The sequence below is a fragment of the Agrobacterium rubi TR3 = NBRC 13261 genome (genome assembly GCF_000739935.1).
In the GTDB taxonomy this organism is placed as follows: Bacteria; Pseudomonadota; Alphaproteobacteria; order Rhizobiales; family Rhizobiaceae; genus Agrobacterium; species Agrobacterium rubi.
Map to the genome: position 1 here is coordinate 125,504 of NZ_BBJU01000015.1, position 22,231 is coordinate 147,734.

At 55.9% G+C, this 22,231-nt stretch carries 35 protein-coding genes; 5 read left to right on the forward strand and 30 right to left on the reverse strand.

Translation table 11 applies throughout. From position 1 onward, the window contains the following. The first annotated feature begins 118 nt into the window (after window positions 1-118). From RRU01S_RS13260 to msrQ, 3 genes are all read left to right on the forward strand, one after another. A complete protein-coding gene (locus tag RRU01S_RS13260) occupies window positions 119-2,107 on the forward strand; it encodes a bifunctional 2',3'-cyclic-nucleotide 2'-phosphodiesterase/3'-nucleotidase (protein ID WP_045230755.1) in 1,989 nt (662 codons plus the stop codon). 227 nt (window positions 2,108-2,334) lie between these two features. Continuing rightward, window positions 2,335-3,276, forward strand: coding sequence for a protein-methionine-sulfoxide reductase catalytic subunit MsrP (gene msrP, locus RRU01S_RS13265; protein ID WP_045230756.1), 942 nt, complete (start codon window positions 2,335-2,337; stop codon window positions 3,274-3,276). A 2-nt stretch (window positions 3,277-3,278) separates the two neighbouring features. Continuing rightward, window positions 3,279-3,938, forward strand: coding sequence for a protein-methionine-sulfoxide reductase heme-binding subunit MsrQ (gene msrQ, locus RRU01S_RS13270; RefSeq protein WP_045230757.1), 660 nt, complete (start codon window positions 3,279-3,281; stop codon window positions 3,936-3,938). On the opposite strand, the gene RRU01S_RS13275 is transcribed toward msrQ, so the two are convergent. After that, a complete protein-coding gene (locus RRU01S_RS13275) occupies window positions 3,919-4,317 on the reverse strand; it encodes a ribosomal maturation YjgA family protein (RefSeq protein WP_081880070.1) in 399 nt (132 codons plus the stop codon). The genes msrQ and RRU01S_RS13275 overlap by 20 nt on opposite strands. A gap of 55 nt (window positions 4,318-4,372) precedes the next feature. Between RRU01S_RS13275 and RRU01S_RS13280 the strand changes: the two genes are divergently transcribed. After that, entirely contained in the window at window positions 4,373-5,254 is an 882-nt protein-coding gene (locus RRU01S_RS13280; protein ID WP_412674270.1) for a DUF817 domain-containing protein, read from the forward strand. A gap of 158 nt (window positions 5,255-5,412) precedes the next feature. Further along, entirely contained in the window at window positions 5,413-5,985 is a 573-nt protein-coding gene (locus RRU01S_RS13285; protein ID WP_244446086.1) for a DUF930 domain-containing protein, read from the forward strand. A gap of 90 nt (window positions 5,986-6,075) precedes the next feature. Here RRU01S_RS13285 and RRU01S_RS13290 read toward each other — a convergent pair whose 3' ends face one another. The 29 genes from RRU01S_RS13290 to RRU01S_RS25345 all read right to left on the reverse strand — a co-directional run. After that, a complete protein-coding gene (locus tag RRU01S_RS13290; RefSeq protein WP_045230794.1) occupies window positions 6,076-6,558 on the reverse strand; it encodes a GNAT family N-acetyltransferase in 483 nt (160 codons plus the stop codon). A 179-nt stretch (window positions 6,559-6,737) separates the two neighbouring features. After that, on the reverse strand, window positions 6,738-7,163 hold the full coding sequence (rplQ, locus tag RRU01S_RS13295; protein ID WP_045230759.1) for a 50S ribosomal protein L17: 426 nt from the start codon (window positions 7,161-7,163) through the stop codon (window positions 6,738-6,740). Window positions 7,164-7,280: 117 nt separating this feature from the next. Next, entirely contained in the window at window positions 7,281-8,291 is a 1,011-nt protein-coding gene (locus RRU01S_RS13300) for a DNA-directed RNA polymerase subunit alpha (protein WP_045230760.1), read from the reverse strand. Between the two features lie 186 nt (window positions 8,292-8,477). Then, window positions 8,478-8,867: a 30S ribosomal protein S11 gene (gene rpsK, locus RRU01S_RS13305; RefSeq protein ID WP_045230761.1), complete on the reverse strand. Its 390-nt coding sequence runs from the start codon at window positions 8,865-8,867 to the stop codon at window positions 8,478-8,480. A 137-nt stretch (window positions 8,868-9,004) separates the two neighbouring features. Continuing rightward, window positions 9,005-9,373: a 30S ribosomal protein S13 gene (gene rpsM / locus RRU01S_RS13310; protein ID WP_045230762.1), complete on the reverse strand. Its 369-nt coding sequence runs from the start codon at window positions 9,371-9,373 to the stop codon at window positions 9,005-9,007. Between the two features lie 222 nt (window positions 9,374-9,595). Continuing rightward, window positions 9,596-10,210, reverse strand: coding sequence for an adenylate kinase (locus RRU01S_RS13315; protein ID WP_045230763.1), 615 nt, complete (start codon window positions 10,208-10,210; stop codon window positions 9,596-9,598). Then, window positions 10,207-11,547: a preprotein translocase subunit SecY gene (secY, locus tag RRU01S_RS13320; RefSeq protein WP_045230795.1), complete on the reverse strand. Its 1,341-nt coding sequence runs from the start codon at window positions 11,545-11,547 to the stop codon at window positions 10,207-10,209. The genes RRU01S_RS13315 and secY overlap by 4 nt, the downstream gene beginning before the upstream one ends. A 315-nt stretch (window positions 11,548-11,862) precedes the next feature. Continuing rightward, on the reverse strand, window positions 11,863-12,342 hold the full coding sequence (gene rplO / locus RRU01S_RS13325; RefSeq protein WP_045230764.1) for a 50S ribosomal protein L15: 480 nt from the start codon (window positions 12,340-12,342) through the stop codon (window positions 11,863-11,865). A 16-nt stretch (window positions 12,343-12,358) separates the two neighbouring features. Further along, the gene (gene rpmD / locus RRU01S_RS13330; RefSeq protein ID WP_045230765.1) at window positions 12,359-12,565 is read right to left on the reverse strand and encodes a 50S ribosomal protein L30; all 207 of its coding nucleotides are present in this window, start codon (window positions 12,563-12,565) and stop codon (window positions 12,359-12,361) included. A gap of 11 nt (window positions 12,566-12,576) precedes the next feature. Further along, the gene (gene rpsE / locus RRU01S_RS13335) at window positions 12,577-13,146 is read right to left on the reverse strand and encodes a 30S ribosomal protein S5 (protein ID WP_045230766.1); all 570 of its coding nucleotides are present in this window, start codon (window positions 13,144-13,146) and stop codon (window positions 12,577-12,579) included. Between the two features lie 118 nt (window positions 13,147-13,264). Beyond that, window positions 13,265-13,627 carry a 50S ribosomal protein L18 gene (gene rplR, locus RRU01S_RS13340; protein ID WP_045230767.1) on the reverse strand — a complete coding sequence of 121 codons (363 nt, stop codon included), beginning with the start codon at window positions 13,625-13,627 and terminating at the stop codon, window positions 13,265-13,267. A 12-nt stretch (window positions 13,628-13,639) separates the two neighbouring features. Beyond that, window positions 13,640-14,173: a 50S ribosomal protein L6 gene (rplF, locus tag RRU01S_RS13345; protein WP_045230768.1), complete on the reverse strand. Its 534-nt coding sequence runs from the start codon at window positions 14,171-14,173 to the stop codon at window positions 13,640-13,642. 42 nt (window positions 14,174-14,215) lie between these two features. Further along, the gene (gene rpsH, locus RRU01S_RS13350; protein WP_042618522.1) at window positions 14,216-14,614 is read right to left on the reverse strand and encodes a 30S ribosomal protein S8; all 399 of its coding nucleotides are present in this window, start codon (window positions 14,612-14,614) and stop codon (window positions 14,216-14,218) included. A 12-nt stretch (window positions 14,615-14,626) separates the two neighbouring features. Next, the gene (gene rpsN, locus RRU01S_RS13355; RefSeq protein ID WP_042618523.1) at window positions 14,627-14,932 is read right to left on the reverse strand and encodes a 30S ribosomal protein S14; all 306 of its coding nucleotides are present in this window, start codon (window positions 14,930-14,932) and stop codon (window positions 14,627-14,629) included. A 33-nt stretch (window positions 14,933-14,965) separates the two neighbouring features. Beyond that, window positions 14,966-15,523: a 50S ribosomal protein L5 gene (gene rplE / locus RRU01S_RS13360; protein WP_045230769.1), complete on the reverse strand. Its 558-nt coding sequence runs from the start codon at window positions 15,521-15,523 to the stop codon at window positions 14,966-14,968. Beyond that, window positions 15,516-15,824 (reverse strand): 50S ribosomal protein L24, encoded by a 309-nt coding sequence (rplX, locus tag RRU01S_RS13365; protein ID WP_045230770.1) that lies wholly within the window; start codon window positions 15,822-15,824, stop codon window positions 15,516-15,518. The genes rplE and rplX overlap by 8 nt, the downstream gene beginning before the upstream one ends. A gap of 12 nt (window positions 15,825-15,836) precedes the next feature. Then, window positions 15,837-16,205 (reverse strand): 50S ribosomal protein L14, encoded by a 369-nt coding sequence (rplN, locus tag RRU01S_RS13370; RefSeq protein WP_003495199.1) that lies wholly within the window; start codon window positions 16,203-16,205, stop codon window positions 15,837-15,839. A gap of 231 nt (window positions 16,206-16,436) precedes the next feature. Continuing rightward, entirely contained in the window at window positions 16,437-16,673 is a 237-nt protein-coding gene (rpsQ, locus tag RRU01S_RS13375) for a 30S ribosomal protein S17 (RefSeq protein ID WP_045230771.1), read from the reverse strand. Window positions 16,674-16,685: 12 nt separating this feature from the next. Continuing rightward, window positions 16,686-16,886, reverse strand: a complete 201-nt coding sequence (gene rpmC, locus RRU01S_RS13380) for a 50S ribosomal protein L29 (protein WP_042618527.1) — start codon at window positions 16,884-16,886, stop codon at window positions 16,686-16,688. Between the two features lie 12 nt (window positions 16,887-16,898). Then, window positions 16,899-17,312 carry a 50S ribosomal protein L16 gene (gene rplP, locus RRU01S_RS13385; protein WP_042618528.1) on the reverse strand — a complete coding sequence of 138 codons (414 nt, stop codon included), beginning with the start codon at window positions 17,310-17,312 and terminating at the stop codon, window positions 16,899-16,901. A gap of 38 nt (window positions 17,313-17,350) precedes the next feature. After that, window positions 17,351-18,085 carry a 30S ribosomal protein S3 gene (gene rpsC / locus RRU01S_RS13390; RefSeq protein WP_045230772.1) on the reverse strand — a complete coding sequence of 245 codons (735 nt, stop codon included), beginning with the start codon at window positions 18,083-18,085 and terminating at the stop codon, window positions 17,351-17,353. Beyond that, entirely contained in the window at window positions 18,085-18,474 is a 390-nt protein-coding gene (gene rplV / locus RRU01S_RS13395; RefSeq protein ID WP_045230773.1) for a 50S ribosomal protein L22, read from the reverse strand. The genes rpsC and rplV overlap by 1 nt, the downstream gene beginning before the upstream one ends. A gap of 2 nt (window positions 18,475-18,476) precedes the next feature. After that, window positions 18,477-18,755, reverse strand: a complete 279-nt coding sequence (gene rpsS / locus RRU01S_RS13400) for a 30S ribosomal protein S19 (protein ID WP_045230774.1) — start codon at window positions 18,753-18,755, stop codon at window positions 18,477-18,479. Window positions 18,756-18,770: 15 nt separating this feature from the next. Beyond that, a complete protein-coding gene (rplB, locus tag RRU01S_RS13405) occupies window positions 18,771-19,607 on the reverse strand; it encodes a 50S ribosomal protein L2 (protein WP_045230775.1) in 837 nt (278 codons plus the stop codon). A 45-nt stretch (window positions 19,608-19,652) separates the two neighbouring features. After that, window positions 19,653-19,946: a 50S ribosomal protein L23 gene (locus RRU01S_RS13410; RefSeq protein ID WP_042618531.1), complete on the reverse strand. Its 294-nt coding sequence runs from the start codon at window positions 19,944-19,946 to the stop codon at window positions 19,653-19,655. Continuing rightward, a complete protein-coding gene (gene rplD / locus RRU01S_RS13415) occupies window positions 19,943-20,563 on the reverse strand; it encodes a 50S ribosomal protein L4 (RefSeq protein WP_045230776.1) in 621 nt (206 codons plus the stop codon). Before rplD ends, RRU01S_RS13410 begins: the two co-directional genes overlap by 4 nt. 12 nt (window positions 20,564-20,575) lie before the next feature. Beyond that, on the reverse strand, window positions 20,576-21,217 hold the full coding sequence (rplC, locus tag RRU01S_RS13420; RefSeq protein ID WP_045230777.1) for a 50S ribosomal protein L3: 642 nt from the start codon (window positions 21,215-21,217) through the stop codon (window positions 20,576-20,578). A gap of 170 nt (window positions 21,218-21,387) precedes the next feature. Next, a complete protein-coding gene (gene rpsJ, locus RRU01S_RS13425) occupies window positions 21,388-21,696 on the reverse strand; it encodes a 30S ribosomal protein S10 (protein ID WP_003507767.1) in 309 nt (102 codons plus the stop codon). A 357-nt stretch (window positions 21,697-22,053) separates the two neighbouring features. Then, window positions 22,054-22,231: EF-Tu C-terminal domain-related protein (locus tag RRU01S_RS25345; RefSeq protein ID WP_081880071.1), on the reverse strand; the 178-nt coding region annotated here is incomplete at its 5' end.

The window sequence follows — 22,231 nt, forward strand, 5'->3', positions numbered from 1 at the left end:
ACCGGACGGTTTAAAATCCGGGACAAGTCATATGCCTGTCATTTTGATGATGGACTCCTCTGGAATTCGTTTTACGCTGCCTCATCCCTGGCAGCCATGACATCATCGAGGAGTTTCCATGTCTTCGCTTATCGGCCTTCATCCCATCACGCGACGTTCCCTGCTGGGCGGCATCGCCGCATCCTCGGCACTTGTCATGCTGCATCCGTTCGCGGCGCGCGCGCAGGCCAATCAGGCGCATCTGCGCATCATGGAAACGACCGACATTCACGTCCACGTCTTCCCTTACGACTATTACGCCGACAAGCCGAACGACACCTTGGGTCTGGCGCGCACCGCCTCCATCATCGACAGCATCCGTGCGGAAGCCGGCAACTCCATGCTGGTCGATAATGGCGACTTCCTTCAAGGCAACCCGCTGGGCGACTATATTGCTTACGAGCGGGGCATGAAGGCTGGGGACAAGCATCCGGTCATCAATGCCATGAACGTGCTGGGCTATGATTGCGGCACGCTTGGCAACCACGAGTTCAATTACGGGCTCGACTTCATGTTCAACACGCTGGGCGGCGCGGGCTTTCCCTATGTCTGTGCCAACCTGACGAAGGGTCAGCTTGCCTCCGATCCGAAGCATGACGATCTGTTCTTCAAACCCTATGTAATCCTTGAGAAACAGATCAAGGATGGCTCCGGCGCGACAAGCCCGGTCAAGGTCGGCATTATCGGCTTCGTGCCACCACAGATCATGATGTGGGATGCCAAAAACTTGGAAGGCAAGGCGCAGACCCGCGATATCGTCGATGCAGCCAAGGCTTGGGTTCCCGTTATGAAGGAACAGGGTGCCGATATCATCATCGCGCTGTCCCACTCCGGTATCGACGGCACAGGCCAGAGCGACCGCATGGAAAACGCTTCGCTCTATCTGGCGGGCGTCAAGGACATCGATGCCGTGTTCACCGGCCACCAGCATCTCGTCTTCCCCGGCCCCAAGACTTGGGATGGCATCGAGGGTGCTGATCCGGTCAAGGGCACACTGATGGGCAAGCCTGCGGTCATGGGCGGTTTCTGGGGCTCTCACATGGGCCTCATCGATTTGCTGCTGGAAAAGGACGGCAAGAGCTGGAAGATCGTGGACTTCACCAGCGAAGCACGCCCGATCTATCACCGCGACGACAACCGCAAGATCGTGGCCGACGTAAAGGACAAGCCGGAGGTGATCGCCGCCGTCAAGACGGATCACGAAGCGACGCTGGCTTATGTCCGCCGTCCCGTGGGCAAGACATCTGCGCCGCTCTATTCCTACTTTGCGTTGGTGGCCGATGATCCATCCGTACAGATCGTATCCAACGCGCAGACCTGGTACATCAAGGACATGCTAAAGGAAGGTCAATACAAGAACCTGCCGGTGCTATCTGCGGCAGCCCCCTTCAAGGCTGGCGGCCGTGGTGGTGCGGATTACTACACCGATGTCCCGACCGGTGACATCGCGATCAAGAACGTCGCGGACCTCTATCTCTACCCCAACACGGTGCAGGCCGTGCTGATCACGGGTGCGCAGGTCAAGGACTGGCTGGAAATGTCGGCGGGCATGTTCAAAACGGTGGAAGCCGGTGCGAAAGACGCACCGCTGCTGAACCCAGACTTTCCGTCCTACAATTACGATGTCATCGACGGCGTGACCTACCAGATCGACGTTTCCAAGCCACCGAAGTTCGACAAGGACGGCAAGGCGATCAATCCGCAGAGCAACCGCATCGTCAATCTTCAGTTCGATGGCAAGCCCATCGATCCGCAACAGAAATTCGTGGTGGTGACCAACAATTACCGCGCGGGCGGCGGCGGCAAATTTCCCGGCATCGCGTCCGACAAGATCATCTTCGTCGGACCCGATACCAACCGCGATGTCATCGTGCGCTACATCATCGCGCAGGGGACGATCAATCCATCGGCAGACGACAACTGGTCGTTTGCACCCGTAGCCAACACCACGGCGGTTTTTGAAACCGGCCCCAAGGCACGGCAATACGCCAAGGATGTGAAGGGCGCCAAGATCGAAGAAGCCGGTGATGGCGCCGAAGGCTTTGCAAAGTTCCGCCTGATCCTGTGATATGGATTTGTGGGAGGCGTGCTCTCGTCGGTGCGCCTCTCGCTCTCGCAGATTTTACCGCGCAATACGCAGTATTTTAGACGTCGCGGATTTTCGTCGCAAATCCGCCGCGGGGCGAGCGCCAGATGATGACGATATTTTTTCTCGTTACGGAAAACTTTTCTGCCAATCCTCACGTAATGGGTATTGAATAGCTGTTCTTCCGATCTGGCCCGCAGGAGGTCTTCATGTCCGTTTATCATCCGCCCCGCATTCCGTTTTCTGACGTCACGCCGCGTGACGTCTATCTGTCGCGACGCCATTTCCTTGGAGCGGCGGCAGGCATGGCGGCAATCGGTCTGACCGGACATGATGCCGTTGCAGCACCCCTTACCGCCAAGCCCGGCGCTTACAAGCTTGATGAAAAGCTGACACCGCTCGACGCTGTGACGAGCTACAACAATTTCTATGAATTCGGCACGGGCAAATCCGACCCCAAGGAAAATGCCGGAAGCTTCAAGCCGACGCCTTGGACTGTGAAAGTGGATGGGCTCGTCAGCAAGCCGCAGGAATTCGGCATCGAGGACCTGCTGAAATATCCGCTGGAAGAGCGCACCTATCGCATGCGCTGCGTCGAGGGCTGGTCGATGGCCATTCCGTGGATCGGCTTTTCGCTTTCGGCCCTGTTAGACAAGGTCGAGCCGTTGGGCAGCGCTAAATTCGTTTCTTTCGAGACCGTGGTTCGCCCTGAAGAAATGCCGGGCCAGAGCGGCATGTTCCAGCCGCTGGACTGGCCCTATGTCGAGGGACTGCGTCTGGATGAAGCCCGTCACCCTCTGACAATTCTCGCCGTCGGCCTATATGGCGAAACGCTACCCAACCAGAACGGCGCGCCCATCCGGCTCGTCGTTCCCTGGAAATATGGCTTCAAGGGCATCAAGTCCATTGTCCGCATATCCCTCGTCGAGAAACAGCCGGAAACGACGTGGAAGAATTCGAATGCCCGCGAATACGGCTTTTATTCCAACGTCAATCCGAAGGTGGACCACCCGCGCTGGAGCCAGGCCACCGAACAGCGCATCGGCGAAGGCGGTTTCTTCAGCACACAGAGACGGCCGACGCTGATGTATAATGGCTACGAAGAGGTCGCGAGCCTCTATACCGGCATGGATTTGAAGGCGAATTACTGACCATGGCGTTTGCGCTTTCGCTTCCATCGCTGCCCAAGCGCTATCAGCCAGCGGCCATCTGGGCTCTATATATCGTTGGCCTGTCTCCCGGTGTCTGGTACTTCTATCTGGCAGCCACCGGTGGGCTGGGCTTCAATCCCGTCAAGGAATTCGAGCATCTTCTCGGCATCTGGGCGCTGCGCTTTCTCTGTCTCGGCCTCGTCGTCACGCCGCTGCGCGATCTTTTCAACGTCAACCTCATTGCCTACAGGCGGGCACTGGGACTGATCGCATTCTATTATGTTCTGGCGCATTTTGCGGTTTACATAGTGCTTGACCGCGGCCTCATCTTCAGTTCGATCCTCTCGGACATTCTCAAACGCCCCTACATCATGTTCGGCATGGCGGGCCTCGTCATGCTTATTCCGCTCGCGCTTACCTCCAACCGCTGGTCGATCCGCCGCCTCGGCTCGCGCTGGAACACGTTGCACAAACTCTCCTATTTCATCCTGATCGCCGGCATTCTTCATTTCGTGCTGGCGCGCAAGTCGCTGACGCTGGAGCCGGTCTTCTACATATGCGTGATGCTCATCCTGCTCGGCTACCGGTCTGTGCGTCCGGTGATCATGGCGCGAAAGCGGGCTCGTAGAGCAGCTGTGTCTGTCAGACCCGCGTCCCGATAAGCGCAGCCATTCCTATGCCCGCGACATAGCAGGCGATATTCCACAGCGAAAACACGCGCCCGAGCAGCAATGCTCCGGCCGGTGTTGCCCGAAACGCATCCAGCGCTGGAAAATGGAAAAGGCGTATCAGCTCCACAGCAACGGCCGCCAGACAGGCCACAATCACCGCGCCGCGAACAGTTCTGGCTGGCAGGATACTGGCCACGAGCAAATAGACCATTGATCCCCACAGAACAGACCCGCCATATTTCACCACGAAAAATGGCAGTCCGATCGCATAGCCGTAGCGGCGCAACAGCAATCCCACCAGAATCACGCCACAGGCCGCTGTCAGCATTCCAATGCGGCGTGAATAAATGGCGTGCCGATCCTCGATCATGATGTTGCTTTATTTCCGGTTGTTATGACTATATGCAATCTCCCCGCGCAAGAGGATGCCGGATTTGAGCACTGAAACCGCCTACCCCGCAAGCCGTCTGTCCTCGCTCGATGCATTCTTATGCGACGCGCAGCCATGGGGCGAATTGAAGGGCGCCAAGCGCTTCATCGTCGAGTTTCTCTATTTCGGCATCAAGGAAGCGCGCGCCTGCCTTTTTGCGGGTCTGTTTTTCGTGTCGATTTTTCTGGTGCCGCGCGACGGCATTCTCGGATTGCCGCGCTATGATGTGCTGTTGATCATCGCGCTCGCTATTCAGGCCTTCATGATCTGGAGTAAGCTGGAAACACTGGACGAAGCCAAAGCCATTCTCTTGTTTCATGTCGTCGGCTTCGTGCTTGAAGTTTTCAAGACTTCCGGCAGCATCCAGTCCTGGTCCTACCCGGACTTCGCCTACACCAAAGTGCTGGGCGTGCCGCTGTTTTCCGGCTTCATGTATGCAGCGGTTGGAAGCTACGTCATTCAGGCATGGCGTTTGCTGGATGTGCGCATCAAACACCATCCGACCTACTGGATGGCAACCCTGATGGGCATCGCCATCTATCTCAACTTTTTCACCCACCACTATATCGGCGATTACCGCTGGTACATCGCCGCCTGTGCCATTGGCCTTTATGCACGCGCCACCGTCATCTATCGCCCCTATGATCGCGAGCGCAAAATGCCATTGCTGCTCTCCTTCATCCTGATCGGCTTTTTCGTCTGGCTGGCAGAAAACATCTCAACCTTCTTCGGCATCTGGAAATATCCAAACCAGCTGGGGGCATGGTCGGTCGTTCACATCGGCAAGTGGAGTTCATGGTCCCTGCTGGTCATCATGACGTTTTCCATCGTCTCTCACCTCAAGCATATCAAGAGCCGGATTTACGTGCCGGAGTGAGTTGATAGGCAGCAATGAGAGCAACTGAACACGTCGAGCGCAGGTTCAACAGATGGAGTATTGTTCTTTCCGTCCTGCTCCATGGCTTTATCTGCACCGTTGTAATCCTCATGCCCTCGCCTTCCCCAAACTCTGCGGTGCAAGAGGACGCCATAAATGTGGAAATCGTCACGTCGCCTTTGCCTAATGCCCAAGAAAGGCCAGCACAGCCGCCTGCACCGAGAGATGACCTCCTGCCCTCGCCTGCCCAACCAATCATTTCTCCGCCAAGCAAACCCGATACAAGCCCGGCCGTAGCGCCGCCCCAGGCATTACGCCAAAAGAACGAACCGACATTCGTAAAACCCTCACAAATGCTCTCGGAAGACGTTCTTGCAGATCACCGCAGCAGCCAAGCCAGAGACGCGCTGAGACAGCTTGCCCCAGCTGATCAGATCGAACAGCTCTGTAATCTGGAAGCAATGGCTCAGATCGGAGCATGGAACAAGGAACTTCAGCCTGACCGAATCGTGGCCTATGCCATGGCCGACACCAAGATGTCAGGCAACGATTTTGTTGCTGAAGGAGCGGCGGTCCATAGCGAGCATGATTGGTATTCACTTCGGTTTAAATGTCAGCTGACGTCCGATCGAAAGAAAGTCGTCGCCTTCGAATTCATGTTGGGTGCCTCCATTCCACGCAATCAATGGGTCGAGCACAACCTTCCCTATGAAGATGAGCAGTTCGACTGAAAACTCGACGGTGGATGGTAAGCGTCTGGTTTCTTTTTTTGCACGACTTGCTCCAGGTGTCGTCTCAGCGGAAACACTGAGATAAGCAAGCTACCGTTCACTAAGAAAGTCTGTGAGCGCATCACCTTCCAGTCTAAAATAGACCTTTTCCTCGACCCGACTTGCTCCTAATCGATCATAGAAAGCCAAGGCTTTAAGATTGCTCGTCTCTGCTGTCCAATCAAACCGGATACAATTCCGTTCGACCGCTATTGTCGCTAGATACATCATCAATTTGCGACCGAGGTTTTGCGACCGAGCATTTGCAGAGACGAAAAGATCTTTCATGTAGAGAGTGCCGCGGCCTTCAGGCCCTGGATAAACGACTGCAAAAGTAGCGAACCCCGCAGGCGTTGAGCCGATGTACGCTATAGCGGCCTCTACGGATTTAGGTGACGACTCCAACGTTCTCAACGCCGCTTCGTGTCCGCCTTCGCTGCTCCCGAAGTAATGCTGCAGGCAGTCAGACATAATTGCAGAAAGATCTGCCAGCTCGTTCGTTGAAGCTAGGCGCAATACCGGTTCAGTGGTCATTCTTTCATCCATAAAAAGCCGCCGTTTAAACGACTCACTCCAATAAAGCCATCGGCGCCTGTAAAAAGTGCGAGCAGATGCGCTTGGCCGTCGACCCCACCCCTCTCTCCCCCCAAACAAAAAAAAGCCGGACGATCGCTCGTCCGGCTTTTTTGTTTCATCCCCGTAAGGGACAAATATTATGCAGCTTCTGCTTCAGCAGCCTCTGCAGCAACGCGGGCCTTGTCGGCCTTGCCCTTGGCGTCTACGTCGCGCTCGACGAATTCTACAACAGCCAGAGCTGCGTTGTCGCCCTGACGATAGCCAGCTTTCATGATACGCAGGTAGCCGCCGTTGCGGGTTGCGTAACGTTCAGCGATGGCGTCGAAGAGCTTGCGGACGGCGTCCTGATCCTTGATCTGCGAAAGGGCCTGACGACGAGCGTGCAGGTCGCCGCGCTTGCCGAGCGTCACGAGACGTTCGACGATCGGGCGGATTTCCTTCGCCTTTGGCAGAGTTGTAACGATCTGCTCATGGGTGATGAGCGAAGCAGCCATGTTGGCAAACATTGCCTTGCGGTGGCTGGCGGTTCTATTGAGCTTGCGGCCTGAATTTCCGTGGCGCATTGCTATTCTCCTTTATGCAGGTTCCTATCCGGGCCTGCCGTTTCCTGGCACATGCAGGCGATGTGCCTGCTGTTTGACGGGGAAAGGCAGTCTTTAAAGGGCCTGCCTTTTTATTTGTTAATACTGATCTTCGTAACGCTTAGCGAGATCTTCGATGTTCTCTGGCGGCCATGCTGGCACTTCCATGCCGAGGTGCAGACCCATGGAAGCGAGAACTTCCTTGATTTCGTTGAGCGACTTGCGACCAAAGTTCGGCGTGCGAAGCATTTCGGCTTCTGTCTTCTGAATGAGATCGCCAATGTAGACGATGTTGTCGTTCTTCAGGCAGTTTGCCGAACGAACGGACAGTTCCAACTCGTCGACCTTCTTGAGAAGCGCCGGGTTGAATGCCAGTTCGGTCACAGATTCTTCTTCTGCTTCCTTCTGCGGCTCGTCGAAGTTGACGAAGACGCCGAGCTGGTCCTGAAGAATGCGAGCGGCAAAGGCAACGGCGTCTTCGCCGGAAACCGAACCGTTGGTCTCGATCGTCATGATCAGCTTGTCGTAGTCCAGAACCTGACCTTCACGGGTGTTTTCCACCTTGTAGGACACTTTCTTGACCGGAGAATAAAGGCTGTCCACCGGAATAAGACCGATAGGAGCGTCTTCAGCGCGGTTTCGATCTGCAGGCACGTAGCCCTTGCCGTTGTTGACGGTGAACTCCATGCGGATTTCAGCGCCTTCATCCAGCGTGCAGATGACGTGGTCGGGGTTGAGGATTTCGATGTCGCCAACCGTCTGGATATCACCAGCTGTTACCGAACCTGGACCCTGCTTGCGCACGACCATGCGCTTGGAATCGTCACCATCCATCTTGATGGCGATTTCCTTGATGTTCAGAACGATGTCCGTCACGTCTTCCCGAACGCCGGGAATGGAGGAGAACTCGTGCAGAACACCATCAATCTGAACCGCTGTGACAGCGGCGCCACGCAGAGACGACAAGAGAACGCGGCGAAGCGCGTTACCGAGCGTCAGACCGAAACCGCGTTCCAGCGGCTCGGCAACCAAGGTTGCCTTGGTGCGGCTGGAAGACGTGAACTCGACCTTGTTCGGCTTGATCAGTTCCTGCCAATTCTTTTGAATCATCTTTAAACCTTCCGTTCGCCGCCACCATCCAATCGTGGCGGACCGAGCATGATTACCGAGAGGAACCAAAAGGTTCATCGGATGGTTTGAAGCGTCGGAAGACCGGTCAAGCCGGCAACCCACACGTCGATTACGCGAAAATTCCGCCAGACCAAAGGTGAGGCGGAATTCCCAAACAGAAACGCGTTATACGCGACGCTTCTTGCGCGGGCGGCAACCGTTGTGCGGGATCGGCGTCACATCGCGAATGGAGGTGATCATGAAACCGGCAGCCTGGAGAGCGCGAAGTGCAGACTCACGGCCAGAACCTGGACCGCAAACCTCTACCTCAAGCGACTTCATGCCATGTTCCTGAGCCTTCTTGGCGCAATCTTCAGCAGCGATCTGGGCAGCAAACGGTGTCGACTTACGCGAACCCTTGAAACCCTTTGCACCAGCAGACGACCAGGCAATAGCATTGCCCTGTGCGTCGGTGATGGTGATCATCGTGTTGTTGAAGGTCGAGTTGACGTGCGCAACACCCGATGTGATATTTTTACGTTCGCGACGTTTAACGCGAGTGGCTTCCTTGGCCATGGTATACCTTTCGTTGATCTCGTCACCGCCGTAACACCAGCGGCTACACCGGCGATCAGCCTAAACAAGGCCTCTCGCCAAACTCAGAAAGGCTGGTGCGGCTTGCACCAGCCCTCCCTTTCCGGAAAACCGGAAAATTACTTCTTCTTACCAGCAATCGCCTTCGCTGGACCCTTGCGGGTACGAGCGTTGGTGTGCGTGCGCTGACCGCGAACTGGCAGGCCGCGACGGTGACGAAGGCCACGGTAGCAACCCAGATCCATCAGACGCTTGATGTTCATCGCGGTTTCGCGACGAAGATCACCCTCGACGCGGTAATCGCGGTCGATGGCTTCACGGATCTGAAGGACTTCTGCGTCCGTCAGCTGATGAACGCGCTTTTCAGCCGGAATACCGACCTTGTTCACAATTTCTTGCGCGAATTTCGAACCAATCCCGTGAATATAGGTCAAGGCGATAACAACGCGCTTAGCCGTCGGGATGTTGACGCCAGCGATACGTGCCACGTCTATTCTCCTTGCGTTCCAGTTGCCATCCGGCAAGTGGTGCTTTCATTTGAGCGGCACGATTTTGCCGCCAGTTCAAATTCCTGTTCGTAACACGTCAAAACGACCGAACTCGGACTTTCCTTCCCTAAAGGAAAATCCGCGCCAGTCGCTTGGGTTGTCGCGAGTTGGCGCGGTGTAACGGAATCGGTTCAAAAAAGCAACCGGCCCCGTTAAGATTCTTTAGTTACGCGCAACTGAGGCTGCGGAGTCGGCACTTTTTTCAAGAACACCTTCGATTGCAGCCGTGACGACGTCGACATGCGCCATACCGTCCAGCACGACAAGCTCGCCCTGCCCCTGATAGTATTCGGACAATGGCGCGGTCTTCTCGCGATATTCCGACAGGCGCTTACGAAACGATTCCGGATTATCATCGGAGCGGACCGTGCCACCCGCCGCAACCGTTTCGGCCACGCGGTTTTCGATTCGGCGCACCAGCGCGTCCTCGTCCACCTTCAACTCGATCACAGCATCGAGGTCGAGACCTTTGGCACGAAGGTTTTCGCTCAGCACCTTAGCTTGCGGAACCGTGCGTGGGTAACCATCGAGGATGAACCCCTTGGCACAGTCCGCATGCTCTATCCGTTCGGAAACGATCTGGTTGACGATGTCGTCAGATACGAGACCACCCGCGTCCATGACTTCCTTGGCTCGTTTGCCAATCTCAGACCCATCGCTGACGGCAGCACGAAGCATATCGCCGGTCGACAGTTGTGGAATGCCATACTTATCCGTCAGGCGCTTTGCCTGAGTGCCCTTGCCTGCACCCGGTGGTCCCAAAAATATCAGTCTCATCGTCCCCTCTTTCCTCCACGCAATTTCGATTTCTTGATCAGCCCCTCATACTGCTGGGCGATCAGGTGACCCTGAATCTGTGCCACGGTATCAAGAGTTACACTGACTACGATCAAAAGCGAAGTCCCACCAAGGGCTAATGGTATGCCCGTCCGCGCAATCAGCGTTTCAGGCAGAATACAGACGAAGACGAGATAGACCGCACCGACGAGGGTGATTCTGGTCAAGACGTAGTCGATGTATTCAGCCGTGCGCTCGCCAGGACGAATGCCAGGAATGAAGCCACCATGCTTCTTCAGATTGTCAGCGGTGTCCTTCGGATTGAAGACGATCGCCGTGTAGAAGAAGGCGAAGAAGGCGATCAGAAGACCATAAAGCAGCATAAACAGCGGCTGGCCGTGCTGGAGCGACGCGATAACGGTCGTTGCCCATGGCGGCAGGTTGGTGCTGTTGGTGAAGCCGGCGGCCGTTGCAGGAAGCAGCAGCAGCGATGATGCGAAAATGGCAGGAATGACGCCAGCCGTGTTCAGCTTCAAAGGAAGGTGCGACGTATCGCCCTGGAACATCCGGTTGCCGACTTGCCGCTTCGGATATTGGATCAGAAGACGACGCTGTGCACGCTCTACAAAGACGATCAGGGCGATAACGCCGATGGCGACAAGGAGAACAGTGAGAATCAGTGGTGTCGAAATCGCGCCCTGACGACCAAGCTCTAGCGTACCTGCAAGCGCCTTCGGCAGGCCGGCTGCGATACCGGCGAAGATGATCAGAGAAATACCGTTTCCGATACCACGCGACGTGATCTGCTCACCGAGCCACATCAGGAACATCGTACCGCCGAGAAGCGTGATGACCGTGGACACGCGGAAGAACCAGCCAGGATCGACCACGAGCCCTGCCCCGCTTTCAAGACCTGCTGCAATGCCATAGGCTTGCAGGGTGCCGAGAAGCACGGTGCCGTAACGGGTGTACTGGTTGATGATCTTGCGGCCCGCTTCGCCTTCCTTTTTCAAGGCTTCGAGCGACGGCACGACCGAGGTCATGAGCTGCACGATGATTGATGCGGAAATGTAAGGCATGATGCCGAGCGCGAAGATCGCCATGCGCTCTACGGCGCCGCCCGCAAACATGTTGAAGAGACCGAGAATTCCGTTGGCCTGCCCCTGGAAGGCGCGTGCGAAAGCTTCCGGGTTCAAACCTGGAAGCGGAATATGCGTGCCAAGGCGATAAACGAGAAGTGCGGCAAGGGTAAACCAAAGACGCTTTTTCAGATCTTCAGCTTTCGCGAAGGTCGAAAAATTCAGGTTTGAGGCCAGTTGTTCCGCTGCTGAAGCCATAAATTTCTCCGCATGACCCTTGTCCAGCGGCACGGAAACCGGCAATTCCGGAAAAGGTCTAAAAGATACTGGTTCAAAAACCGGGCTTCGGACGGATCACGGCTTTTTCGCCGAAATCATGCCTCACCCTTGTTTTCGTTCGTCCGTTTCGCATTCCGCTGAACGCTTGCGAACTGTGAGGCTCTCCCCGCGACACGAGCGCATCGCTTGAGAGTATCCGCATAATCTTTGTTTAATCGATTAGGATTCAAAGGCTTATGCGACTTCTAGCGCAAACGCCCGGAGTGAAACACACCGGGCGTTCGTTGTCTTATATTACTCTGCGGCTTCGGCTGCAACAGCAAGAAGCTTGATGGAACCACCAGACTTCTCGATTTTTTCAACGGCAGACTTGGAAGCGCCGGCAACTTCGAAGGAAACCTTCGTCGTCAGCTCGCCGTCAGCCAGAATGCGAACGCCGTCTTTCAGGCGGCGGATAACGCCAGCAGCCTTGAGGGCAGCAGCATCAACAGTCGTCTTGGCATCGAGCTTGCCGGCATCGATAGCAGCCTGAACGCGGCCGATAGATACTTCTGCATATTCAGATGCGAAGATGTTGGTGAAGCCACGCTTTGGCAGACGACGGTAGATTGGCATCTGGCCGCCTTCGAAGCCGTTGACTGCAACGCCAGAACGAGCCTTCTGACCCTTGACGCCGCGACCACCGGTCTTGCCCTTACCGGAACCGATACCGCGACCTACGCGGATACGATCCTTGGTAGAACCTTCGTTGTCTTTAATTTCATTGAGTTTCATGATGACTTCCTCCGTCTCACTTCTCGTCTACGACGCGAACGAGATGCTGGACAGCACGGATCATGCCGCGAACAGCTGGGGTATCTTCCAGAGTGCGCTGACGGTGCATCTTGTTGAGACCCAGGCCGATCAGCGTCTGGCGCTGAACCGCAGGGCGGCGAATGGGGCTGCCGATCTGTTCGACCGTAACAGTCGTCTTGGCTTCAGTAGTCTTCTTGGCCATGATACTGCTCCTTATTCTTCAGCAGCGTTGCCGGAAGCGGCGCGGCGAGACTGAAGGGTCGCATACTTGAGACCACGCTGTGCAGCGACGTCCTTCGGATGAACCTGGTGCTTCAAGGCGTCGAACGTTGCACGAACCATGTTGTATGGGTTCGAGGAACCGGTCGACTTGGCAACGACGTCATGAACGCCGAGCGTTTCGAAAACAGCGCGCATCGGGCCACCAGCGATAATACCGGTACCGGCCTTTGCAGAGCGCAGAAGAACCTTGCCAGCGCCATGACGACCATTGACGTCGTGGTGAAGCGTGCGGCCATCGCGCAGCGGTACAAAGATCAGATCGCGCTTTGCGCTTTCCGTTGCCTTGCGGATTGCTTCAGGCACTTCACGAGCCTTGCCGTGACCAAAGCCAACGCGGCCCTTCTGGTCGCCAACAACGACGAGTGCAGCAAAACCGAAACGACGGCCGCCCTTAACAACTTTAGCAACGCGGTTGATCGCTACCAGCTTGTCAACGAATTCGCTGTCGCGCTCTTCGCGGTTCTGGCGGTCGTCGCGAGAACCTCTTTTTTCCTGTGCCATTGTCCTTTTCCTTTTTCTTTTACGGGTGGAACGGCAAACGAAAAGACCATCGGCTTCATTGCTGAAACCCGCATGGTCCGGTGAAATCCGCCCGGAACATTGCCCGGGCGGAAAAGTCTTAGAAGTTCAGACCGCCTTCGCGGGCAGCTTCAGCCAAAGCCTTAATGCGGCCGTGGTAAATGAAGGCGCCGCGATCGAATACGACATCCTTGACGCCAGCCTTGCCGGCGCGTTCAGCAACGAGCTTGCCAACTGCGGCAGCTGCTGCAACGTCTGCACCTGTCTTCAAAGACGAGCGCAGATCCGTGTCGAGTGTGGAGGCGGACGCAAGCGTCTTGCCGGCCACATCATCGATGACCTGAACGTAGATGTTCTTCGACGAGCGATGAACCGACAGGCGCGGGCGACCGTTGGCAACCGCCTTAATCTGGCGGCGCACGCGGCTCGCGCGACGTGCAAGTGCTTCTTTCCTGCTAGCCATTTCGCGTGATCCTTACTTCTTCTTGCCTTCTTTGCGGATGATCCGTTCTTCAGCGTACTTGACGCCTTTGCCCTTGTAGGGCTCGGGACCACGGTATTCGCGGATTTCCGCGGCAACCTGACCGACCTGCTGCTTGTTGATACCCGAAACGATGATTTCCGTTGGCTTCGGAACGGCAATCGTGATGCCTTCCGGAGTCTGGTAAACCACGTCGTGGCTGAAACCGAGTGCCAGCTGCAGGTTCTTGCCCTGCATGGCAGCACGATAACCAACGCCGTTGATTTCGAGCTTGCGTTCGTAACCGTCCTTGACACCCTTGAAGATGTTCTCGACCATCGTGCGGGACATGCCCCACTTGGAACGAGCTTCCTTGCTGTCGTTGGACGGCGTTACGGACACCGCGTTATCTTCCAGTTTAACCTGGACTTCGTCATTGGCGACGAAGAACAGTTCACCCTTAGGACCCTTGGCAGTAATCTTCTGGCCGTCGACACTGGCCGTCACACCTGCAGGAACCTGAACGGGCTTTTTACCGATACGAGACATATTTCTATCCTGTCTGTCCGTTAAGGAGATCCTTGCTCAGTCTTAGAAGACCGAGCAAAGAACCTCGCCACCAACGTTCTGTTCGCGAGCCTGGTGATCGGCCATCACACCCTTCGGAGTCGAAAGGATGGTGATGCCGAGGCCGTTCGCGACCTGCGGGATGGACTTGACCGAGACATAAACTCGGCGGCCCGGCTTGGAAACGCGGCCGATCTCACGGATCACGGACGCGCCTTCGTAGTATTTCAGTTCGATGGTGAGTTCGGACTTGCCGTTCTCAAAATCAACCTTCGAATAACCGCGAATGTAGCCTTCAGCCTGAAGCACGTCGAGAACGCGTGCACGCAGGCTGGATGCTGGTGTGTTGACCGAAGACTTGCGACGGGCTGCACCATTGCGGATTCGGGTGAGCATATCACCCAACGGATCAGTCATTGTCATGTGCCCGTCTCCTTACCAGCTCGACTTGACAATACCCGGCACCTTGCCGGAATTGCCCAACTCGCGAAGCGCAATACGCGACATCCCAAGTTTGCGATAGAACGCGCGCGGACGGCCCGTTACTTCGCAGCGGTTGCGGATACGCGTCTTCGAGCCGTCACGCGGCAGCGAAGCGAGCTTCAGAGTTGCCTGGAACCGCTCTTCGATCGGAAGGGACTGGTTCATGACAATTGCCTTCAGGGCGGCGCGCTTGCCAGCCTGGGAGGCAACCGTCTTGCGGCGGCGCTTGTTCTTTTCAACTGCGCTTGTTTTCGCCATATCGGAGTTCCTTTTCTACGCTCGTCGTTACGGTTACTGACGGAACGGGAAGTTGAACTCTGTCAAAAGAGCCCGCGCTTCGTCGTCCGAGTTCGCCGTCGTGCAAACGATGATGTCCATGCCCCACATCTGATCAACCTTATCGTAGTTGATCTCTGGGAACACAATGTGCTCCTTGATGCCCATGGCGAAGTTGCCACGGCCGTCAAAGCTCTTGGGGTTCAGACCCCGGAAGTCGCGAACGCGCGGAAGCGCGATGTTGACTAGACGATCAAGGAATTCGTACATGCGTGCGCCACGAAGAGTAACCTTCGCGCCGATTGGCATGTGTTCGCGAACCTTGAAGCCCGCGATGGAATTGCGAGCCTTGGTGATGACAGGCTTCTGACCGGCAATAGCAGCCAGATCGCCAGCAGCGACTGTCGGCTTCTTGGAGTCAGCGGTTGCTTCACCAACGCCCATGTTGATGACAATCTTGTCCAGCTTGGGGATCATCATAACGTTTGCGTAGGAGAACTTCTCCTGCATTGCGCCACGAATACGGGAAACGTATTCAGCCTTGAGACGCGGCTCGTACTTGGACTCAGCCATCGATCACTTCTCCCGAACGCTTGGCCACACGGACCTTCTTGCCGTCGACAACCTGGAAACCAACGCGAGTTGGCTTGCCATCCTTATCGGCGATGGCGAGGTTGGAAATGTGCAAGGAAGCTTCCTTGTTGATGATGCCGGCTTCCTGGCCCTGGGTCTGGCGCTGGTGACGTTTCACCATATTGACGCCACTCACAAAAGCCCGATCTTCTTTCGGCAAAACCTGTGTTACTTCGCCGGTACGGCCCTTGTCCTTACCGGTCAATACGACAACCTTGTCGCCTTTACGAATTTTCTGCATCGCTATCGCTCCTTACAGTACTTCTGGAGCCAGCGAGATGATCTTCATGTGGTTCTTGGCGCGAAGTTCGCGTGGAACCGGTCCGAAGATACGGGTGCCGATCGGCTCTTTCTTGTTATCGATAAGAACAGCTGCGTTGTTATCGAAACGGATGACGCTGCCATCAGCGCGGCGGATGTCTTTAGCGGTACGCACAACAACCGCCTTCATCACGTCGCCCTTTTTAACGCGGCCGCGCGGAATGGCTTCCTTGATCGAAACGACAATGATGTCGCCAACGGAAGCATACTTGCGCTTCGAGCCGCCCAGCACCTTGATGCACATGACACGACGTGCGCCGGAATTATCCGCCACGTCGAGGTTTGTTTGCATCTGAATCATGTCAGGTCGCCTTCTTGTTGTTACCGGACCGGTTGGGCAAGTTTATCAAACAGCCCCCTGTTCCAGCTTATGAATGTCTCTGTTTTCGCGCGGAATTATCGTGACAGGGTGGTTTCCTAACGGACCTTCCGTGCGCATCAAAGCAAAAGAACGCCCGTGAACGAGCGTTCTTGCGCTGTTTCATACAGACTTTCGCGCATATAGCAAGACCTGCGCGAAAATCAGTTGAAATTATGCCTGGGCGGAAACAACCGTCCAGCGCTTATCCTTGGAGATCGGTGCACATTCCTCGATGGAAACGACATCGCCGATCTTGAATTGATTGTTTTCGTCGTGCGCCTTGTATTTTTTCGAGCGACGAACGGTCTTCTGAAGCAGCGGGTGAGCGAATCGACGCTCAACACGAACTACGACAGTCTTCTCGTTCTTGTCGGACACAACGACGCCCTGCAGAATGCGTTTAGGCATATTATTCTTCCTTTAGGCCTTGGCTTCTGCCGCCTTCTGGCGGGCAATGGTTTTCACGCGGGCGATGTCCTTGCGGACTTCGTCGATGCGCGAGGACTTTTCCAGCTGGCCGGTTGCCTTCTGAAAGCGCAGGTTGAACTGCTCTTTCTTCAGGTCGGCAAGCTTGTCCTTGAGCTGATCGGCGCTGAGGCCGCGAACGTCTTCGGCTTTCATGGTGCCTGCTCCTTACTCTGCGATGCGCTGAACGAAGCGCGTCTTAACCGAGAGCTTGGCAGCGCCGAGACGAAGCGCCTCACGGGCGATCTCCTCGGAAACACCGTCGATCTCGAACATCATACGACCAGGCTTGACCTTGCAAGCCCAGTATTCAACAGAACCCTTGCCCTTACCCATACGAACTTCGGTCGGCTTCGCCGTAACCGGAGTGTCTGGGAATACGCGGATCCACACACGACCAGCGCGCTTCATGTAACGCGTGATCGCGCGGCGGGCCGCCTCGATCTCGCGCGCGTTCACGCGGTTCGGTTCCTGCGACTTCAAGCCGAATTCACCGAATGCCAGGTCAAAGCCGCCCTTGGCCACACCTTTAATGCGACCCTTAAACTGCTTACGGTACTTAGTACGCTTTGGCTGCAACATTTTCTAACTTCTCCGAGCTTATCTTTCGCCAGCGTCAATCAAGCGTTTTCGCGGCGACGGTCGCCACGATCACCGCGCTGCTCACGGCTTGCAGGGCCCTGTGCATCGCCTTCTAGACCACGACGTTCAGAAGCCATCGGATCGTGCTCAAGGATTTCGCCCTTGAAGATCCAGACCTTGATGCCGCAGATGCCGAATGCCGTTGTAGCTTCCGCTACACCGTAATCGATGTCTGCACGCAGCGTGTGCAATGGAACGCGGCCTTCGCGGTACCATTCGGTACGAGCGATTTCAGCGCCGCCAAGACGACCACCGCAAGTGATCTTGATGCCTTCGGCACCCAGACGCAGTGCGGACTGAACAGCACGCTTCATCGCACGGCGGAAAGCCACGCGGCGTTCGAGCTGCTGAGCAATCGACTGAGCAACGAGCGTTGCGTCGATTTCCGGCTTGCGCACTTCAACAATGTTGAGGTGCGTTTCAGACGCCGTCATCTCAGAAATCTTCTTGCGAAGCTTCTCGATGTCTGCACCCTTCTTGCCGATGATCAGACCCGGACGAGCCGAGTGAATGGTCACGCGGCACTTCTTGTGCGGACGTTCGATGACGACCTTAGCGATGCCAGCCTGCTTCAATTCCTTGGTCAGGTAAGCACGGATCTTCAGGTCTTCGTGCAGAAGCTTGCCGTATTCGGCAGTGTCTGCATACCAGCGGCTATCCCAAGTGCGGTTGATACCGAGGCGGAAGCCGATTGGATTGATTTTCTGACCCATTATGCGGCCTCCCCTTTTTCTTCCACTTCACGAACAACGATCGTCAAGTGTGCGAAAGGCTTCTCGATACGCGAAGCACGGCCACGGCCACGAGCATGGAAACGCTTCATGGTGATGGACTTGCCGACATAGGCCTCGGCGACGACGAGAGCGTCGACGTCGAGATCATGGTTGTTTTCCGCGTTTGCGATTGCCGATTCGAGCGTCTTCTTGACAGTCGAAGCAATGCGCTTGCGGGAGAATTCGAGCTCGGCGAGAGCGCGATCAACCTTCTTGCCACGGATAAGAGCGGCAACCAGGTTCAGTTTCTGGGGGCTGACGCGAAGCGTACGGGCAATGGCCTGAGCCTCATTGTCCTTCAGCCGGCGTTCGGTCTTAGCCTTCGCCATGATTACTTCCTCTTTGCCTTCTTGTCCGCACCATGACCGTAATAGGTCCGGGTCGGAGAGAATTCACCGAACTTGTGTCCGACCATGTCTTCGTTGACCGAGACGGGCACATGCTTGCTGCCGTTGTAGACGCCGAATGTCAGACCAACGAACTGCGGCAGGATCGTGGAGCGACGGCTCCAGATCTTGATCACTTCATTGCGTCCGCCTTCACGTACCTTCTCAGCCTTAGTGAGAAGATAGCCGTCAACAAACGGACCTTTCCATACTGAACGAGCCATTTGAGAGTTCCTCTCTTACTTCTTGCGCTGATGGCGCGAACGCATGATGAACTTGTCGGTCGACTTGTTGGAGCGAGTCCGCTTGCCCTTTGTGGGTTTACCCCACGGTGTCACCGGATGGCGACCACCAGACGTACGACCTTCACCACCACCATGAGGGTGATCGACAGGGTTCATCACGACACCGCGAACGTGAGGCTTCTTGCCGCGCCAGCGTGAACGACCAGCTTTGCCGTCGTTGATGTTGCCATGATCGGCATTCGAGACAGCGCCGATCGATGCGAGGCAAGAGCCATGCACCAGACGCTGCTCACCGGAGTTCAAGCGAAGGATCGCCATCCCTGCATCGCGACCAACGAGCTGAACATACGTACCGGCGGAGCGGGCAATCTGACCACCCTTGCCTGGCTTCATCTCGACGTTGTGGATGATCGATCCGACTGGGATGTACTGAAGAGGCATTGTGTTGCCTGGCTTCACGTCCACCTGCTTTTCGGAGGCGATCACCTTGTCACCGGCAGCAATACGCTGTGGCGCGAGAATGTAAGCCTGTTGGCCGTCCGTGTATGTCACGAGCGCGATGAATGCGGTGCGGTTAGGGTCATATTCCAGACGCTCGACCGTACCTTCAACGTCGAATTTACGACGCTTGAAGTCTACCAGACGGTAGGTCCGCTTGTGACCGCCGCCCTGAAAACGAACGGTGATCCGGCCCTGATTGTTACGGCCACCCTTCGAGCTGAGGCCCTCTGTAAGAGCCTTTACCGGCTTGCCCTTGTAGAGCGAAGAACGGTCCACGATAACCAGCTGACGCTGGCTTGGCGTGGTCGGATTGAAACTTTTCAATGCCATTGTATTTGTTCCCTTTTGGGTCTTTGCCCGCTTGGGCCTAACCTTTTAGAGTCCGGTGGACACGTCTATGGATTGACCTTCGGCCAGCGTAATGATGGCCTTTTTGACATCCTTACGCTTACCAGCGAATCCACGGAAACGACGAGTCTTACCCTTGCGGATAAGCGTGTTCACTGCCGTGACCTTGACGCCGAAGAGTGCTTCGACTGCAGCCTTGATTTCAGGCTTCGAAGCATCTTTGGCGACGTTGAATACGACCTGGTTCTGTTCAGAGACCAGCGTCGACTTTTCCGTGATCGAAGGAGATACGATCACATCGTAGTGGCGAAGATCCGTCATTTGAACCGCTCCTCGAGGGCTTCAACCGCAGCCTTGGACAGCACGAGCTTGCCGCGGCGCAGGATGTCGTAAACATTGATGCCCTGAATCGGCAGAACGTCCACGTTAGGAATGTTCTGAGCTGCGAGCTTGAAGTTGCCATCAAGTTCTGCGCCGCCGATTACGAGAGCGTTGGTCAGGCCAAGCGTTGCGAAGTGGCCAAGCAGGCCCTTTGTCTTTGCATCGGTCGCAACGAGCTGATCGACGATGATCAGTTCTTCGGACTTCAGCTTTGCAGACAAAGCGTGACGCAGAGCAAGCGCACGAACCTTCTTTGGAAGATCATGAGCGTGGCTACGAACGACTGGGCCGTGGGCCTTGCCGCCGCCGCGGAACTGCGGTGCGCGAGCAGAATGGTGACGAGCGCGGCCCGTACCCTTCTGCTTGTACATCTTTGCACCCGTACGGGAAACTTCCGAACGGTTCTTGGTCTTGTGCGTTCCCTGCTGCTTCTTGGCAAGCTGGTAACGAACCATGCGGGCCAGGATATCCTGGCGTGGGTCGAGGCCGAAAATTTCGTCCGACAGGGATACCGTGCCGGCGTCTTTTCCCTCGAGGGTTTTGACGTTCAATTCCATGATGAGGCTCCCTTACTTCGCTGCCGACTTAACGGCGTCGCGGACGATGATCCAGGAACCCTTGGAACCGGGAACGGCGCCCTTCACGAGGATCAAACCGCGACCCTCATCGGTCGAAACCACTTCCAGGTTCTGGGTGGTGACGCGCGTGCTGCCCATGTGACCAGCCATGCGCTTGCCCTTCCAGACCTTGCCCGGATCCTGGTTCGAACCAGTCGAACCATGGGCACGGTGCGAGACGGAGTTACCGTGAGAAGCGCGACCACCACCGAAGTTGTGACGCTTCATGGAACCCGCAAAGCCCTTACCGATCGTGGTGCCGGTAACGTCTACCAGCTGGCCTGCCTGGAAATGATCTGCGGTCAGTGTTGCACCGACGTCGATGAGGTTTTCGGGGGACACCCGGAACTCAACGAGCTTTGCTTTCGGCTCGACGCTGGCGGCGGCGAAATGACCGCGGAGTGCCTTTGTCGTATTCTTGACCTTGGACTGGCCTGCACCGAGCTGAACTGCGGTGTAGCCATTCTTGTCTTCTGTGCGCTGGGAAACAACCTGTACGTTGTCCAAACGCAGTACCGTTACTGGGATATGCTCACCGGCGTCGTTATAGACCCGGGTCATACCCACTTTCTGTGCAATCACACCTGAACGCATTGGTTCAATCCTCTTGCGAGCCTTGAAGGGAGAACCCTCTGTGGCCTTTGTTAAGGAGTTCCCTTCGACATCTCACGACGTTTCCGGTCTCCGGATTGGAAGTCGTTGGATTGCTCCACGTACCTTCCTTGTTATATCGGCCCTCGCTTTCGCAAGGTCAGGCCGAGGTCTTAGAGCTTGATTTCGACGTCAACGCCAGCAGCCAGGTCGAGCTTCATCAAAGCATCGACGGTCTGTGGGGTTGGGTCTACGATATCGAGAAGACGCTTGTGCGTCCGCATTTCGAACTGCTCACGGCTCTTCTTATCAACGTGAGGAGAGCGGTTGACGGTAAACTTTTCGATGCGGGTCGGCAGTGGAACCGGGCCGCGAACGCTGGCGCCGGTGCGCTTGGCGGTCGACACGATTTCACGGGTAGAGGCATCGAGGATCCGGTGATCAAACGCCTTGAGGCGGATACGGATATTCTGGCCGTTCATTCGTCTTGTCCTTGTTCTTTGTCTTTGCATTTCCGCACGCGGAAATACATGAACCTGTTAATCGTGGCGCCGCAGATTTTCAAAAATCAAGAGGAACGCAAAGCAGCGTCCCAATCATTTCGGTAGTCTGTAATGTTGAAATCACCGGGCCTCGCAACTGAATGCGAATCCAACTGGTGAGTGTGGGTGCGCGTTTACGCGCTTTCACCGAATTTTTCAAGCCTTAAAAATGCAACGCCACAACGCTTTTTATAAAACGTCCGATGGCGGTGTTTTTCACACCGCCATCGACCACTCTCACACGGCAAGTAGACACCTGCCCTATTCGCGACGATGCCTTGGCACCGTCAGCGCGTATTACTCTACGATCGAAGCGACGATGCCGGCGCCGACGGTACGGCCGCCTTCGCGGATCGCGAAGCGCAGCTTTTCTTCCATCGCGATCGGGACGATCAGTTCGACTTCAACAGTGACGTTGTCGCCTGGCATAACCATTTCCGTGCCTTCTGGAAGCGAAACGATACCGGTCACATCA